Here is a 15320-nt window from a genome sequence, read left to right as displayed (position 1 = left end):
CTCCTTAAACAATTTCTTAGCCTTTTCGTGCGGGCAATTGACACCATCAGTTACCCTGCCGATCTTAGTAAGGACGCTGATAAGCGGTTTTCACTACGGTGTAGAACTCTTTGGCGTACTGACCTTGCTCACGAGGACCAAAGCTAGACTCTTTACGGCCACCAAATGGAACGTGATAATCTGTACCCGCAGTTGGCAAGTTAACCATGACGCAGCCCGTTTGGACTTGCTGTTTGAAGATCGCGCTATTACGCAAGCTTTGCGTGATAATGCCGCCTGTCAGGCCAAAGCGCGTATCGTTCGCGACTGCAATTGCCTCATCCAGATCAGAAACGCGAATCACGCTCGCCATTGGCGCAAAGACTTCTTCTTGGTTCACTTCCCAGCCATTCTGTGTATTTAAAAACAGAGTTGGTGACATGTAGTAACCGTCATGCTCTAGGCTCAGACGCTCACCACCGAAAGCCAGCTCCGCGCCTGCTTGGCGTGCGTTTTCGATCCACTCAAAGTTCGCATTCAGTTGGTTACCATCAACCACTGGGCCCATGAACACGCCCTCTTCCAGTGCGTGACCCACTTTAAGTTCACTCATGCGTTTGATTAGCGCTTCAACATACGCGTCGTGAATTCCGTCCATAACCACAAGACGAGAAGACGCGGTGCACTTTTGACCTGCACCCGAGAATGAGCCTGCGATTGTCGCTTCGACAGCAATCTGAATGTCTGCATCATCTGCCACTACGAGCGCATTTTTGCTACCCATCTCTAGCTGACAACGCACAAAATTTGGTGCCGTTGCCGCTGCAACTTTACGGCCAGTGTCCACAGAACCAGTGAAGCTAACGCCGTTCACGTCCTTCGAATTGATAAGGGTATTACCGACTTGCGAACCGCTGCCCAAAACGAGGTTAAACGTGCCAGCAGGTAAACCTTGGCGATGGATAATCTCTGTCAGCGCAACGGCACTTGCTGGGGTTAGGTTGGCAGGCTTCCAGACGACGCTGTTGCCAAACGCAAGTGCTGGCGCGATTTTCCAAGCCGCTGTTGCTGTTGGGAAGTTCCAAGGAGAGATAATGGCGATAACGCCGACGGCTTCGCGAGTAACTTCAACGGAGACACCTGGACGGACGGAAGCAGCGCTATCGCCAATTTGACGCAGAACCTCAGCAGCAAAGTATTGGAAGAATTGGCCAGCACGGTAAATCTCACCTCGACCTTCAGCAAATGGCTTACCTTCTTCACGCGAAAGCAAGGTGCCCAATTCGTCACATCGTGCAATGAGCTCATCACCAATCGCTTGTAGCACTGCTTGCTTGCGCTCGATTGGTGTTTTTTCCCACTCTGGCTGCGCTGATTTAGCCGCTTGAATCGCTTGCTCTACTTGCGACACACTCGCTTGTGCGAAATCGCCAATGTTTTCGCTGATATCAGAAGGGTTAATATTGGCGATGGTGTCCATGCCCGATTGCCATTCACCTGCTATATAGAGGGATTTTTCTGCTTGAACATTGTTAATAAAAGTCATGGTTCTTTCCTTGTTCTTCCGATTTGTGATGGCAAGCCACTCACTCACTGATCTCTAATTATTCTCGTTGGATTTATTCTGGTTGGCTTGCCGACGCGTAGACAACAAACTCCACCAACATCTCTTCTCGCGCTAACCCTGCAACCACCATGGCGGCGCGATTTGGGTACGGCGCTTCAAAATATTCCGCGTACACTTGGTTAACGGTCTTTAAGTATTCTCTGTCAGTCACATAAATCAGGACCTGCAACACCGAGTCCAAAGACTCCCCTGCACACTCCAGGGTGTGAATGAGATTGTTAAAGGTTTGACGTGTTTGTGCTTCGATACCGCCTTCCACAATCGCGCCTGTGTCATCAATAGGAATTTGAGCCGTATACAGGGTTCCGTTGTTGACTATCGCCCATTCAAGCGGCGCTTTAGAAGCAAATAGACTGGTTTTAACTGGGTGTTTTTTAGTAGGAGTATTCACGTGCCTTTCAACCTTTGTAACAGCTTTGTTTCAATATGGTTAAATAATGCACATTGACAGGCGATAAATCTAACGGTAAATTTTTGACATTTGATAAATTAAACTTATCACTCTGTTTAAAATAACGTAAATAAAGGGATTAAGAGGCATTAGGGATGAGTATTAAGCTTCAACAATTAATGCATTTTGTGATGGTAGTCGAGGAAGGAGGCTTTCGAGCCGCTTCACATCGTGCAAATCGTTCTCAGGCGGCACTGTCAACATCGATAAAAGAGCTTGAAAAAATTCTAGGGCAAACGCTGTTTGAACCCGGAAACAAAACCAAATTGACCCCGTTTGGTGAAATTTGTCTGCCCAAGGTGGTTCAGTTTCTCAATATCTACAGTGCGCTGGACAACGATCTCAAAGCTGCCGCGGCCGGACAGCAAGGGAGAGTGCGAATTGCGAGCGTTCCTTCTGTTGCAGCGAAACTCATCCCTAGCGTGTTGGGTGCCTTTTGCGAGCAGTATCCAAATGTAGAAGTAAGCTTGATCGATGATAACGCGGCGGGCGTCGAGGCTCGCTTACTCTCCGGTGAAGTCGACTTGGCGCTCGGTAACCCCTCTCACCTCGATGAGGGCGGCATTGACTTTACGCCGCTGTTAGCCGATCCAATAGGCGTGGTGTGTTTAAAGGACAACCCTATTGCAAGTCATCCAGAAGGAATCGAGTGGCAAACTTTGTTGGAACAACCCTTTATCCGTAACGGCACTTGTACGCTTCTCGATCCAACCCCAGCAAGAGCTCTGAGTCAGCAAGCGCTCTATTCGGTCGAAAATATTACTTCACTGTTTTCTGTCTTAGAACTTGGGATTGGTGTCACGACCCTACCGAAGCTTGCTTTCCCAACCAATGAAACACGCTTGGTTTGGATTCCGCTTATCGATCCACCACTTGAAAGGCAAATTGGTATATTTACGTTAACCGATCGCACGATCTCGCCTCAAGCTAAAGCATTTCACGATCTTTGTGTGCATTATTTAAACTATCAAAAAGAAGATAAATAATGGTTCGATTAACATGCGGATAATTAAAAGCCTCCATATTCAGAGTGGAGGCTAATTTGTATTTGTGTATTCGCTTCGTTCTATTTTTTGCGACGATTTCGGTTCTTATACACCACGCAAAAGTTACCACGCTTGGTACGACACTTTGAGCAACGTTCACAATCTACTGGTGCGCGATTGCCTTCTTTCCAACGTTTGATCAACTGTGGCTCAGCCAATAAAGGGCGTGACACAGCAAAAAATTGGATACCTGTGTTTTCTGCAATTTTCTCAATCGCATCAATGTCGCTCAGCCCGCCGACAGTAATCACCGGTATGCTAACGTCCTGACTGATCACGTGACCATATTCGTGAAAGTAACCTTCTTCTTGTAGTGTGTAACCATCGAACGTTTGACCAACAAGTTCGTTTGCTTTGCCGTGAACATTGCCAGATACGATGATCGCATCAACGCCTATTTCTTCAAGTTTCTTGCAGACGACGCGAGTTTCATTGAACGTTAAACCGCCGTCAAAGAACTCTGTTGCCGTCAGTTTAACGAGGATGGGAAATTCGCTTCCAACCAGCTTTCTGGTTTCAGAATAAATTTCTAAAAGAAAGCGCATGCGATTTTCTAAGTCACCACCATATTCGTCTTCGCGACGATTATAGTACGGGCTTAAAAACTGGTTAATTAAATAAGTGTGCGCCGCATGAATCTCTACGCCGTCAAAACCAGCGTCTTGAGCACGTTTACTCGCCAATGCGAATGCCTTTACGATGTAGTCTATTTCGTCCTTTGTCATCGCTTTGCCTTGCGTATTTGTACCACGCTCAGGCACGTCACTCGGAGCGAAGATGACACGCTCACCGACGTTATGGGTGGTTTTGGTGCCACCGTAAGCAATTTGCATCACGATTTTAGAATCTTGTAGATGTACTAGCTCTGTTAGCTTTTTGTATTCTTCAATAAAAGAGTCGTTGTAGATCCCCATCATACCTGCGTTGGGTTTCTCTTCTTCAACGATATTGGCATAACCCGTAACAATAAGCCCAACTTCCCCTTTCGCAAGCGTTTCGTAAATATCGTAAAGCTTTACCGTCATGTGACCATCTTCGGTCGCCATGTTCTCCCACGTTGCGCTTCTCACAAAACGGTTCTTTAGGGTCATGTTGCCAATTCGGGCTTCGGAAAACAAAATGCTCAAAACCAGTCCTCTTAAAGTTGTCTTTATGTTTTATCTTTTCGCAAGTAAACAAGAACGAAAAAGGAACAGCGATACACAATGTATGGCTGTTCCTTCTCTGAATCCTTGAGACCTGCAAACTACAGGCGCACCTTAATGCCTCGGAGACGACAAAACTTTAATCTGGGTTAAGGTTTGGTGAGTTTTTAGATTATGTAAAAGGATGATTCTTAATCGTGTTCATTTCACTGGAGCTAAGGTGCTTCCTTACCCACTTTCAGTCGTAAAACTTTTGTATTTCGCTAGCTGGTGATTCAACTCAAACATTCACATTGTTAGTTTGTATGCTGCTATGGGAACTAGCACTCTCCCCAAATGTTTACATTACAAACTATCGATATTGAATTTTCATATGGCGAATAGAGTTATTGCGCTGTTTATACTTTTTAGCTTAATAGTCACTATCTCTTGGCATTATTACGCGTCAGCGAAAACGTGCTTCACTATGTTTTACACACTGGTTGTTTTTGCTTTTAGATATGAATACGTGATAGTGAAGCTAGAGGAGGAGCAGGAAAAACAGGGAAAATAAAGAACAATAGAAAGTTAAATGACCTTACTTCTAGGTAAGGCCATTCATGCATTCAGCAGCAAAAGATATTGGCGCTTAGCAAACGCTTAGGTTTGGTTGTTACAGAGCTAGAGGAATCAACTCGACACCAAGCACACCACTGATCCCCATCACCACTAGCAGTGAGACTTTAAACACCGACTTTGACCAAGCGATATAGTTGTTGTCATCAATGCTGCGAAAGGTCACTTTCGTCCACATAAAGCAAACAACCGCTGCAACCGCTAAGTATTCATACCCGGCTTCACCTAGTAAAAATAACCCCAATGATGCTGCTCCAAACGCCACGACATACGCTTTCATGTGTCGATGAGCTTTATGAATGCCCTCTTTAACTGGCAATACGGGAATCCCGGCTTCTCGGTAGTCTTGCATGCGGAACATGGCAATGGCATACGAGTGCGGCATTTGCCAGAGACAAAACATGGTAAAGAGTAAAATCGCTTCCAAGCTAATGAAGTTTGTTACCGCTAAGTAACCCACCAATGGCGGAACTGCGCCTGAGATACTTCCCACTAAGGTTCCATACACCGAGTTACGTTTGTACCACATCGTGTAAAAGAACACGTAATACACGTAGCCAAGCAACACGACGACAGCGGATAGTGGGTTCACTCGGATAAATAACAGTGCGGTTCCTACCAGCAATAAAGCAAGTGCATAAACAAACGCAATATCGATATTGATGTTGCCTTTCACTGTTTCACGATTTCGTGTACGTGCCATCTTTTGGTCGATATCACGATCGAAAATATTATTCACCACACAACCTGAAGCGATGACTAACCCAACACCAACTAACGTCGTAACGAACAGCATTAGACTGGCTGGTTCTGTTTTTGCGGCGAGGAAGAACCCCGCCGCAACAGAAATCAGGTTGCCGAAAATAATGCCCGGTTTAGTGATAGACAAATAACTTTTCAGCATACCTTGACCTACAACTTCATGTTGACGTTCATGTTGTAGATGATCCATACCGAGCCAGCGATAAGGATAAGTACAACAATGGCGGTAAACATCAGTGATACAAGGTTCCAACGTCCGTCGGATGTTTTTGTTTCCATGTGCAAGAAGTATTTAAAGTGAACAAATATCTGCACTAATGCACATCCAAATAGAATCGCATAGGTCGTTGTATCTGGTAATGATTTCGTCCAAACAAAGTAGAACGGAATTACCGTCAGAATCAGTGAGGCAATAAAGCCTTTCACGTAATCTGACGAACTGGTTTCTACATGTTGATCCATTACATTACCCCCAGTAAGTAAACGATGGTAAAGACACAAATCCAAACGATATCTAGAAAGTGCCAGAATAGGCTTAAGCAGTTAAAGCGCATTGCCATATTGTCGTTCAGACCTTTCGTCGACAGTTGATGATACGCTACCGCTAACCAAATCAGACCAAAGGTTACGTGCAGGCCGTGCGTACCAACCAACGTAAAGAATGCCGATAGGAATGCACTTGTTTGTGGCCCATAGCCTTCTTCAATCAGGTGATGGAACTCATAGACCTCCATACAGATAAAGCCAAGACCAAGCGCGAACGTGACTAACATCCAACGTTTGAGACCAGCAACGTTGTTGCGCTTCATCGCGATAATGCCAAAACCAAATGTGATACTGCTAAACAGAAGCAGCATGGTTTCGACAAACACGAATGGGAGTTCAAAAATGTCTTTACCTGTTGGACCCGCAATTGAATTGCTCGACAGCACAGCGTATGTCGCGAACAAGGTCGCAAACAGTACACAGTCACTCATCAGGTAAACCCAGAAGCCAAATAGCTTGTTGCCATTCGTGTCATGGTGGTGATCATGGTCGTGATGTGCTGCGATATTAGTTTGCATACGTCACCTCCAGATCATCTTTACTTTCGCTGTCTTTCACTGAGTTTTTCTTCGCTTCTTCAAGCTGAGCTCGACGTTCGGCCTCAATTGCTTTGATCTCTTCAACTTCCACGTAGTAATCCACATCATCGTTATAGCTATGCTGAATACACGTCACGATAATACCGACCAAACTTGCCGCCGCTAGCCACCAGATGTACCAAATCATGCCGAAGCCAAATAGGAGCGACCAAGCCGACACGTAGATGCCTGTTGCCGTGTTTTTTGGCATATGAATACGTTCGTATTCCACTTCTTTAGTTGGATCGAACTCGCCACTTTGTTTCTGGTACCAGAAGGCATCCAGCACATCACCTTTTGGTAGGTGCGCAAAGTTGTAGAACGGCGGTGGAGACGATGTTGCCCACTCAAGAGTACGTCCACCCCACGGGTCACCAGTTAAATCACGATTTTGCTCGCGGTCACGGATACTCACGTAAATTTGGATGAACTGAGACAATACGCCCAGCGCAATCACAACCGTACCTGCTGCGGCAATCGACAACAGTGGGAAGTATTCTGGGTTGATGTCTTGGCTTAAACGACGAGTCATCCCCATAAAGCCCAGCGCATAAAGCGGTAGGAACGCCATTAAGAAACCAATAATCCAAAGATAGAACGCACGTTTGCCCCAAGTTTCATTCATGGTGAAACCGGTCGCTTTCGGGAACCAGTAAGTGATCGCAGCGAAACATCCAAACACCACACCACCGATGATAACGTTGTGGAAGTGAGCGATAAGGAATACTGAGTTATGCAGAACGAAATCTGCACCCGGAACAGCCATTAGTACGCCCGTCATACCACCAACAGTAAAGGTGATCAGGAAACCCACCGTCCACATCATTGGCGTCGTAAAGCGGATGCGGCCTTTGTACATGGTGAATAGCCAGTTGAAGATCTTCACCCCTGTTGGGATAGAAATGATCATCGTGGCAATACCGAAGAAGGCATTTACGTTCGCGCCAGACCCCATCGTAAAGAAGTGGTGTAGCCAAACAACAAAGGCAAGAATCGTGATAACTACGGTAGCCCAAACTAGCGATGTGTAACCGAACAACTTTTTACGTGAGAAGGTTGCGGTGACTTCTGAGAACACACCAAAAATTGGCAAGATCAAAATGTACACTTCTGGGTGACCCCAAGCCCAAATCAGGTTGACGTACATCATTACGTTGCCGCCAAGATCATTGGTAAAGAAGTGCATGCCTAGGTATCTATCCAGCGTAAGCAGAGCGATAGTCACCGTTAGGATTGGGAATGAAATGATGATCAAAATGTTTGCACACAGAGACGCCCAAGTGAAAACTGGCATCTTCATCATTGGCATAGACGGTGTACGCATACGCAAAATGGTCGCGAAGAAGTTCACGCCTGTTAACGTCGTACCAACACCTGATATCTGCAGCGCCCAAATCCAATAGTCGACCCCGACTCCTGGGCTTGCCTCAATACCTGAAAGCGGCGGATACGCTAGCCAACCTGTACGACCAAATTCACCTAAGCCGAGAGACATGTTTGTTAGGATGACACCAACAACAAACAGCCAGAAGCTCAAGTTATTCAGATACGGGAAAGCCACGTCACGTGCACCAATCTGCAATGGCACGATGATGTTCATCAAACCAATGACCAATGGCATCGCTACAAAAAAGATCATGATCACGCCGTGGGCAGTAAAAATTTGATCGTAGTGATGCGGTGGCAAGTAACCTGCTTCACCCGCAGAAGAAAGGAGTTGCTGACTACGCATCATGACTGCGTCAGCAAAACCACGAACAAGCATCACCATCGCTACTGCGATGTACATGAAGCCAAGTTTTTTATGGTCTACTGAAGTAAACCATTCATTCCACAAATATTGCCACTTTCCGGCTTTGGTCACCGCGTAAACTACGGCTAAACCAACCAGCGCCACAACCGCTAGGGTGATGACGATAATAGGTTCGTGGAATGGAACTGAATCAAGAGTTAATCTTCCAAACATTACGATTATCCTTGGTTTTCAGGCAAACAGTTCATTGAACCAGGATGCTGAGTCACAACGTCGGTGAACAAGAACGGAGGAACGCTAGAGAACAAAGTGACTGGCTCTGCGATACTTGGCGCTGCCAGTGAGCTGTATTGCTCCCAATCTTCAATACGATCAGGGCTCGCCTTCACTTTCTGCACCCAATTTAGGAACGCAGCACGATCAGACATTGCTGAAGCTGTGAACTTCATTTGCGAAAAGCCTTCGCCGCTGTAGTTCGATGCAAAACCCTTGTAGTCACCTTCGTGGTTCGCTATCAGGTTGAGCTTGGTTACCATTCCTGGCATCGCGTAGATCTGTGTACCTAAGCGAGGGATGAAAAACGCGTTCATGATGTTGTCCGAAGTCAGTTTGAACTGCACTGGCACGTCTTTCGGGAACGCCACATAGTTCACCGTCGCAATGTTTTCTTCTGGATATATGAACAACCATTTCCAATCGAGTGACACCACTTCGATGGTCATTGGTTTAACATCACTTTCCAAAGGTTTGGATGGCTCTAGTTCATGAGTTGAACGCCATGTGATCGTCGCAAGAATCGCAATGATGATGATTGGAATTGTCCATACCACCACTTCGATTTTGGTCGAGTGTGACCACTCGGGTGCGTACTCTTCTTCAGTGTTAGAGGCGCGGTATCGGTAAGCGAAGTAAATCGTCATTAAAATCACAGGGATTACAACGATCAACATCAGCAAAAGAGCAGTAATAATTAACTCTTTTTCTTGCACACCAATGGCACCTTTGGGGTCAAGTAAAGCTGAATTACATCCTGAGAGCATAAGTATGACGGACGCCAAACTTCCCCTCGACAAGATGCGTTTATATCTTGAGGCTTCCATTAACTTTCTCGATGGTTGTCTGGTTTCAAAGCAGATGCCAATCAAAGTAAATAAAAGCTCACAAATAGCGCAGAGGTAATGTATGAGAACAAGAAAAAACTTCGATAAGTAGTTATTCTACTTACAATTTTTCAACTTCGTCATCAAGCATTTAACCAGCTAGAATGAACCGTTATTTGCTACGATACGATTGGTATCAAGCCAAGAACCAGTTGTTATAGTCATTAGAATGTTTATGTGTTGAGCATGAGTAACGTCGGGCTCAGAGCGAAACAAAACGGAATTGAGTGGAGATCAAAACCACACTCTTAGTGTGAGTTTATTGTTACACTTTGAAACACTATGTTACATTTGGCGCATTATGAGGAGTAAAAAGTTAAAGCTCATTAGCCACAACTGGAAACTAACCTTCCATTAATGGAAGTTACACACTTTAAATCGAATATTAACCTCAACACGAATTTCTCGTGCTTCAACAATTAATTATTTAAAAACAAATAGTTGAAACTTAAAATTGATGAGACTGACTATCAACTTCATTTACGCAGATAGCCTTAATGAGAAGCGGAAACTAAAAAACCAAAAGTGTGATCAGCATCAAATTAATGATTTCACTTAATATTTGAGTGGTATTTACATCTCTTTATTGGATTGCGAGAAATCATTCTCAAGGTAAATCCAAACATAAGTTGTAAATACATTTGGGTTGCGCAGAATTAGCACTCCACAACATAGAAAATGTTGAAATGGAAAGAAACTTATTATTCAGGTCTATCAGAGCCTTATTTAAGTGGTCACTTACATACGAATACCGCCATCCACTTCTAAAACCCTGCCAGTAAAGTAATCACTCTCAATAATGTATTTTACTGCATGCGCGATTTCGCTTGTTTCGCCCATCCTGCCAACTGGGATCATCTTTTCTAATCGCTCTATGGCTTCGGGTTTCATTTGCTCTGCCATCGCGGTATGTACTACACCTGGTGCAACCGCCGCCGCGCGAATACCGTATCTTGCGAGCTCACGGGCCCATGTTGTCGCCATGGTCGCGACCGCCGCTTTAGATGCAGAATAATTGGTTTGTCCGATATTCCCTGCTCTCGCAACACTAGAAATATTGATGATAACGCCTTGGGAGCCACTCTCAATCATCTTGACGGCAGCTTCACGCCCACACAAAAATGTTCCTGTCACGTTAACGTTCATGACCAAGTTGAATTGATCCAAAGACATCTTACTGATCACGCCATCTTTTGCTTTTACAAGTAACCCATCTCTTAACACGCCAGCGTTATTGACTAACCCATTGAGTTGACCAAAATCTTGGATAATCGCTTCAAACGTGGTTTCAACGTCGATTTCGTTGGTAACATCCACTTGATATGTCAACGCTTTCGCACTCAGCATTCGACACTGCTCTTGTGTTTCCATTAAGCCACTGGCGTTTACATCCAACAACGCTAAATCAGCGCCAGCTTGAGCAAGGGTAATGGCCATCATTTGCCCAAGCCCCTGCCCTGCTCCTGTAATGGCAATAACACTACTTTTTATGTCCATATTGGTGCACTCCATAGCTCGTAATGTTCTCTATCTCAACCAGTCTAAGTTGGCCGAAATGATGCGCGTTTTACGTCACCATCTCGGGCTGGTTTGTCACAAAACTCGGTCTAGCCTTTCTTACTCTTGTATAACTCAAATAAGCTTGAGAAATCGAGTTCGCCGTGGCCGCTCGCGTTGTGGAAAGAATATAAGTTGCGCGCTAACGACCCCATCGGAACCGAAGAATGTGTTTGTAACGCCGCATCTAACCCCAAGCCGAGATCTTTCAGCATGAGTTTGCTCATAAAGCCCGGTTGGTAATCGTGACTGGCTGGCGCACTGTCCATCACGCCTGGGCAAGGATTGTAAAGCTCCAATGCCCAATTTCGGCCAGAGCTTTGCAGCATGATGTTTGATAGCACTTTTGGATCGAGTCCATGATCGATACCTAGGTTTAATGCCTCGCACGTACCAGACATTAAAATGCCGAGCATAAGGTTGTTACAGATTTTCGCCATTTGACCATCGCCTGCTTTGCCAGCATGGAAAACATTTTTTCCCATATACTGCAAAATCGCATTGGCTTTAGAAAACGCTTGATCCGAACCACCAACAATAAAGGTTAATGTCGCCGCTTTCGCGCCAGCAACGCCTCCCGAAACGGGCGCGTCGACAAACAACACACGTTTATTTGCCGCTTCATTGGCGACTAATCGCGCAGAGTCCGGATCAATGGTTGAACAATCAATCATCAAGGTACTTGGCGAGACAAGATTGAGGACACCTACGCCGCCGTGTAAGTCGCCAAGATACACGGAACGAACGTGAGATCCTGCTGGTAGCATCGTGATGACCGTGCTTGCACCATCCACGACTTCCTCGATAGAGCTCGCCACCACCGCACCAAAAGGTGCAAGTTGCTTTGCCGCTTCGCTATCGACATCAAATACTTGCACGTTAAATCCAGACGCTAATAAGTTTTGCGCCATCGGATGCCCCATTCTTCCTAAACCGATAAATGCGATGGTACTCATGATCATTCTCCTTATTGACCTAGTGTTTGTTCACCCAAATCAGCAAGCGGATGTTCGTCATCCGGCCAAAGTGAGGTAAACAAGGTATCGATGATATCTTCATCGACTTCACTGACATTGTTAAACATCCAGTTAGGTTCGCCATCCCGGTCAATAAGCCGAGAACGGACGCCCTCTTTAAACTCACCTAATAAGGCACTGCGAACCGATAAACTCAGCTCCAAGCGGAAGCAACCTGCAAGTGGTAAGCTGTGGTATTCTTTCACTTGTCTGAAGCAAATATGCGCGGTGATCGGACTGCCTGCGGCGAACGTTTGTTTCGCGTTTTCTATCCACTGACTGTTCCCGTCGATAGCCATGATTCGCTGTGCTATCGTATTAAGATCAAAGCCTTTGCACGCTTCCTCTATCTGATCTAAGTATGGACAAATTTGCGTGGTTGGTTTGCTATCAATAACTTGTTCTTCCATTAACTGTAGTAGTGCAGTTACCAACTCTTTCGCATCTTCTTTGCCCCACTGGAGCCGCTTCAGCTCATCCAGTAAGGTGGGATACTGCTCTTCCAACAGTAACCAATCGGCCAAACCAATAGTGACAGCGTCACTTGAATTAACCATTGAACCTGTCAATCCGAGGAATAAACCCACTTGCGGATCTATCTGGCTTAAAAACCACGTACCTCCCACATCAGGATACAGTCCAATATTGATTTCTGGCATAGCAAGGCGTGATGTTGTTGTCACAACTTTATGGCTGGTTCCCATAAAAAGCCCCATCCCACCGCCCATGACAATACCTTCTCCCCAACCGATAATGGGTTTGTTGTAAGTGTGAATGAGATAGTCACACTCATACTCCAACGAGAAATAGTCCGTACAGTACTCTACGATTTTTTCTTTACTCTCGTTATGCATGACGTGATACATAGCTCGAACATCACCACCAGCACAGAATGCTTTTTCTCCAGCGCCAGTGAGTACCACACAAGTCACATGCGGATCGTCTTGCCACTTGATAAGCTGATCGTTAAGTTGGACTAACATGTCATACGTCAATGCATTCAATGAAGCGGTGTTGTCTAACGTTGCGATACCAATGCGGTGCACGCCATCTAAGCACTCTATTTCACTGATGGTTACCATCCCTGCCATGTGGCCTCCTATCGGTTTTTCCATTGCGGTGGGCGTTTTTCTAAAAAGGCGCGAACACCCTCGACTTGATCTTCCGTATCAAAAAGATTCAGAAACAACTCTCGCTCTTTCATTAAGCCGTGCTTAAGTGGCGCAGAGCGCATATTTTGAATGAGCGCCTTACATGCGGCGACAGAAGATGGTGACTGGTTCGCAACAGATTCAGCAAGCTCCAGCGCTTTACTTAAAGCTTCGCCTTTGGGAACCAACTCCTCAACTAGGCCTAGTTCTTTTGCTTTGTCAGCGCTGACTTGCTCTCCACATAAAATGATGCGCTTTGCCCAGCCTTCCCCCACTAACGCTGTGAGGTTTTGGGTACCACCAGCACAGGGCAAAAGTCCGACTTTGGCTTCTGGTAAAGCAAGTACCGCTTGCTCTTCAACGACTCGAATATCACAAGCTAATGCCACTTCTAACCCTCCGCCCATGGCGTAACCATTAATGGCGGCAATGGAAACACCACGAAATTCCGAGAGCGTTTCAAAGGCTTCACCAAAGCATCGCGCCATGTCTGACGCAACCGCTTTGTCACCGTCAGAAAACAACTTGAGATCCGCACCAGCAGAGAAAAACTTTTCTCCACTGCCAGTTAAAACCAGTGAATAAACCTGGTTATCATCGTTAAGTGTGAGTATCAGCGATTTCAGTGCCTTGAGACTCTCTGCTGTCCACGTATTGGCTGGCGGGTTGTTCATCGTCACCAGCGCAACGTGATTAGCGATCGTATGTTGAATGGCAGTTTGGGTTAATGGCATATCTGAATCCTTTCTCAATGAGCAAATCCAATACTTCGCTACAGCAAGGCCGATTCCTCAGAGAGCAAACGGCGCGCGATGATCAAGCGCATGATTTCGTTCGTTCCCTCCAGAATTTGATGCACACGCACATCTCTGAAATGACGCTCCATTGGATACTCTTTGATGTAACCATAGCCGCCATAAAGCTGCAGCGCTTGGTCGCAAACCTGAAAGCCCACATCAGTTGCGAACCGTTTTGCCATCGCGCAATAAGCCGTGGCATCCGGGTCATTTCGGTCGAGTTTACTGGCGGCATAGCGCACTAACTGCCGCGCAGCCACTAGCTCTGTTGCCATGTCTGCCAATTTGAATTGTAAGGCTTGAAACTGCGCAAGCGACTTGCCGAACTGCTTACGTTCTTGAATGTACCGTGCCGCCCGTTCAAGGGCCTGTTGAGCCGTACCGACGGAACAGGTCGCAATATTTATACGCCCTCCATCAAGCCCTTTCATCGCAAAGACAAAACCTTGCCCTTCTTCGCCCAGTAAATGGCTAGCTGGAATAACGACATTTTCAAAAGTAACCGCTCGTGTTGGTTGGCTGTTCCAACCCATTTTGGGTTCTTTGCGCCCATAGCTGATACCATCAGCGTGAGCAGGAATAACAAATGCGGACACGCCTTTGGCACCCGCTTCTCCGGTTCGCGCCATCACGACCAAAACATCTGTCTCTCCTGCGCCAGAGATAAAGGTTTTGCCACCATTCAACACGTAAGTATCACCTTTTTTGCTCGCGGTTGTGGCCAACGAAGCGGCATCCGATCCCGCATTAGGCTCGGTTAAGCAATAGGAGCCTAACCACTCCCCCGTAACTAATTTCGGACAGAACTGCGTTTTGGCTTCATCGGTAGCAAAACTGGCTATCATCCAACTGACCATGTTGTGAATCGTCATAAACGCCGTAGTGGACGTACATCCCATGGCCAGTTGTTCAAAGATAATTGACGCATCCAAACGGCTTAACCCTAAGCCGCCATGTTCTTCTGGAGTGTAGAGACTGAGAAACCCCAGTTCCCCCGCCTCTCTCAATACGTCTTTGGGGAAGATCTGCTTTTCATCCCACTCCGCCGCCATCGGTGCTAAACACTCATCGGCAAATTGCTGAGCGGTATCAGCAAATGCACGTTGATCTTCATTAAGTTCAAAGTCCATAAAAGCT

The 15320-nt window shown here is 46.0% G+C and carries 14 protein-coding genes; 1 reads left to right on the top strand and 13 read right to left on the bottom strand.

Annotated features, from left to right (window positions below; genetic code table 11):
• Positions 1 to 64 precede the first annotated feature (64 nt).
• Together R7P69_RS03715 and R7P69_RS03710 are read right to left on the bottom strand one after the other, a co-directional pair.
• Positions 65 to 1525 carry an aldehyde dehydrogenase family protein gene (locus R7P69_RS03715; RefSeq protein WP_025767670.1) on the bottom strand — a complete coding sequence of 487 codons (1461 nt, stop codon included), beginning with the start codon at positions 1523 to 1525 and terminating at the stop codon, positions 65 to 67.
• 73 nt (positions 1526 to 1598) lie between these two features.
• Positions 1599 to 1997 carry a RidA family protein gene (locus R7P69_RS03710; RefSeq protein WP_025767669.1) on the bottom strand — a complete coding sequence of 133 codons (399 nt, stop codon included), beginning with the start codon at positions 1995 to 1997 and terminating at the stop codon, positions 1599 to 1601.
• Between the two features lie 155 nt (positions 1998 to 2152).
• Here R7P69_RS03710 and R7P69_RS03705 point away from each other — a divergent pair, with 155 nt between their 5' ends.
• Positions 2153 to 3043 (top strand): LysR family transcriptional regulator, encoded by an 891-nt coding sequence (locus R7P69_RS03705; RefSeq protein WP_005375788.1) that lies wholly within the window; start codon positions 2153 to 2155, stop codon positions 3041 to 3043.
• Positions 3044 to 3123: 80 nt separating this feature from the next.
• Here the strand turns inward: R7P69_RS03705 and R7P69_RS03700 are convergent, their stop codons facing one another.
• The 11 genes from R7P69_RS03700 to R7P69_RS03650 form a co-directional block, all read right to left on the bottom strand.
• On the bottom strand, positions 3124 to 4230 hold the full coding sequence (locus tag R7P69_RS03700) for an NADH:flavin oxidoreductase (RefSeq protein WP_025767668.1): 1107 nt from the start codon (positions 4228 to 4230) through the stop codon (positions 3124 to 3126).
• A 670-nt stretch (positions 4231 to 4900) separates the two neighbouring features.
• Positions 4901 to 5815 (bottom strand): heme o synthase, encoded by a 915-nt coding sequence (gene cyoE / locus R7P69_RS03695; RefSeq protein WP_033906955.1) that lies wholly within the window; start codon positions 5813 to 5815, stop codon positions 4901 to 4903.
• Positions 5776 to 6087, bottom strand: coding sequence for a cytochrome o ubiquinol oxidase subunit IV (gene cyoD, locus R7P69_RS03690; RefSeq protein WP_005375783.1), 312 nt, complete (start codon positions 6085 to 6087; stop codon positions 5776 to 5778). The genes cyoE and cyoD overlap by 40 nt, the downstream gene beginning before the upstream one ends.
• The gene (gene cyoC / locus R7P69_RS03685) at positions 6087 to 6689 is read right to left on the bottom strand and encodes a cytochrome o ubiquinol oxidase subunit III (RefSeq protein WP_005375782.1); all 603 of its coding nucleotides are present in this window, start codon (positions 6687 to 6689) and stop codon (positions 6087 to 6089) included. The genes cyoD and cyoC overlap by 1 nt, the downstream gene beginning before the upstream one ends.
• A complete protein-coding gene (gene cyoB / locus R7P69_RS03680) occupies positions 6679 to 8715 on the bottom strand; it encodes a cytochrome o ubiquinol oxidase subunit I (protein ID WP_005375781.1) in 2037 nt (678 codons plus the stop codon). Before cyoB ends, cyoC begins: the two co-directional genes overlap by 11 nt.
• A gap of 5 nt (positions 8716 to 8720) precedes the next feature.
• On the bottom strand, positions 8721 to 9602 hold the full coding sequence (cyoA, locus tag R7P69_RS03675; RefSeq protein ID WP_005388604.1) for a ubiquinol oxidase subunit II: 882 nt from the start codon (positions 9600 to 9602) through the stop codon (positions 8721 to 8723).
• 798 nt (positions 9603 to 10400) lie between these two features.
• Entirely contained in the window at positions 10401 to 11159 is a 759-nt protein-coding gene (locus R7P69_RS03670; RefSeq protein ID WP_005375778.1) for an SDR family oxidoreductase, read from the bottom strand.
• A gap of 110 nt (positions 11160 to 11269) precedes the next feature.
• Positions 11270 to 12175: a 3-hydroxyisobutyrate dehydrogenase gene (gene mmsB / locus R7P69_RS03665; protein WP_053307783.1), complete on the bottom strand. Its 906-nt coding sequence runs from the start codon at positions 12173 to 12175 to the stop codon at positions 11270 to 11272.
• 11 nt (positions 12176 to 12186) lie between these two features.
• Positions 12187 to 13326, bottom strand: coding sequence for an enoyl-CoA hydratase/isomerase family protein (locus R7P69_RS03660; RefSeq protein ID WP_238952565.1), 1140 nt, complete (start codon positions 13324 to 13326; stop codon positions 12187 to 12189).
• Between the two features lie 8 nt (positions 13327 to 13334).
• Complete coding sequence (locus R7P69_RS03655; RefSeq protein ID WP_005375773.1) at positions 13335 to 14120, bottom strand: enoyl-CoA hydratase; 786 nt, start codon at positions 14118 to 14120, stop codon at positions 13335 to 13337.
• Between the two features lie 38 nt (positions 14121 to 14158).
• The gene (locus tag R7P69_RS03650) at positions 14159 to 15313 is read right to left on the bottom strand and encodes an acyl-CoA dehydrogenase family protein (RefSeq protein WP_238952564.1); all 1155 of its coding nucleotides are present in this window, start codon (positions 15311 to 15313) and stop codon (positions 14159 to 14161) included.
• Positions 15314 to 15320 lie beyond the last annotated feature (7 nt).

This window comes from Vibrio sp. 661 (genome assembly GCF_033339315.1).
Lineage (GTDB): Bacteria > Pseudomonadota > Gammaproteobacteria > Enterobacterales > Vibrionaceae > Vibrio > Vibrio alginolyticus.
This window is presented reverse-complemented; position numbering and strand designations above follow the sequence as displayed.

What these genes read in the sequence shown, in the direction of transcription:
- R7P69_RS03655 (WP_005375773.1), bottom strand. Translation starts at nt 14,120, where the DNA reads ATGCCATTAACCCAAACTGCCATTCAACATACGATCGCTAATCACGTT.
- R7P69_RS03650 (WP_238952564.1), bottom strand. Translation starts at nt 15,313, where the DNA reads ATGGACTTTGAACTTAATGAAGATCAACGTGCATTTGCTGATACCGCT.
- cyoD (WP_005375783.1), bottom strand. Translation starts at nt 6,087, where the DNA reads ATGGATCAACATGTAGAAACCAGTTCGTCAGATTACGTGAAAGGCTTT.
- cyoE (WP_033906955.1), bottom strand. Translation starts at nt 5,815, where the DNA reads ATGGATCATCTACAACATGAACGTCAACATGAAGTTGTAGGTCAAGGT.
- cyoB (WP_005375781.1), bottom strand. Translation starts at nt 8,715, where the DNA reads ATGTTTGGAAGATTAACTCTTGATTCAGTTCCATTCCACGAACCTATT.
- mmsB (WP_053307783.1), bottom strand. Translation starts at nt 12,175, where the DNA reads ATGAGTACCATCGCATTTATCGGTTTAGGAAGAATGGGGCATCCGATG.
- cyoC (WP_005375782.1), bottom strand. Translation starts at nt 6,689, where the DNA reads ATGCAAACTAATATCGCAGCACATCACGACCATGATCACCACCATGAC.
- cyoA (WP_005388604.1), bottom strand. Translation starts at nt 9,602, where the DNA reads ATGGAAGCCTCAAGATATAAACGCATCTTGTCGAGGGGAAGTTTGGCG.
- R7P69_RS03705 (WP_005375788.1), top strand. Translation starts at nt 2,153, where the DNA reads ATGAGTATTAAGCTTCAACAATTAATGCATTTTGTGATGGTAGTCGAG.
- R7P69_RS03670 (WP_005375778.1), bottom strand. Translation starts at nt 11,159, where the DNA reads ATGGACATAAAAAGTAGTGTTATTGCCATTACAGGAGCAGGGCAGGGG.
- R7P69_RS03715 (WP_025767670.1), bottom strand. Translation starts at nt 1,525, where the DNA reads ATGACTTTTATTAACAATGTTCAAGCAGAAAAATCCCTCTATATAGCA.
- R7P69_RS03660 (WP_238952565.1), bottom strand. Translation starts at nt 13,326, where the DNA reads ATGGCAGGGATGGTAACCATCAGTGAAATAGAGTGCTTAGATGGCGTG.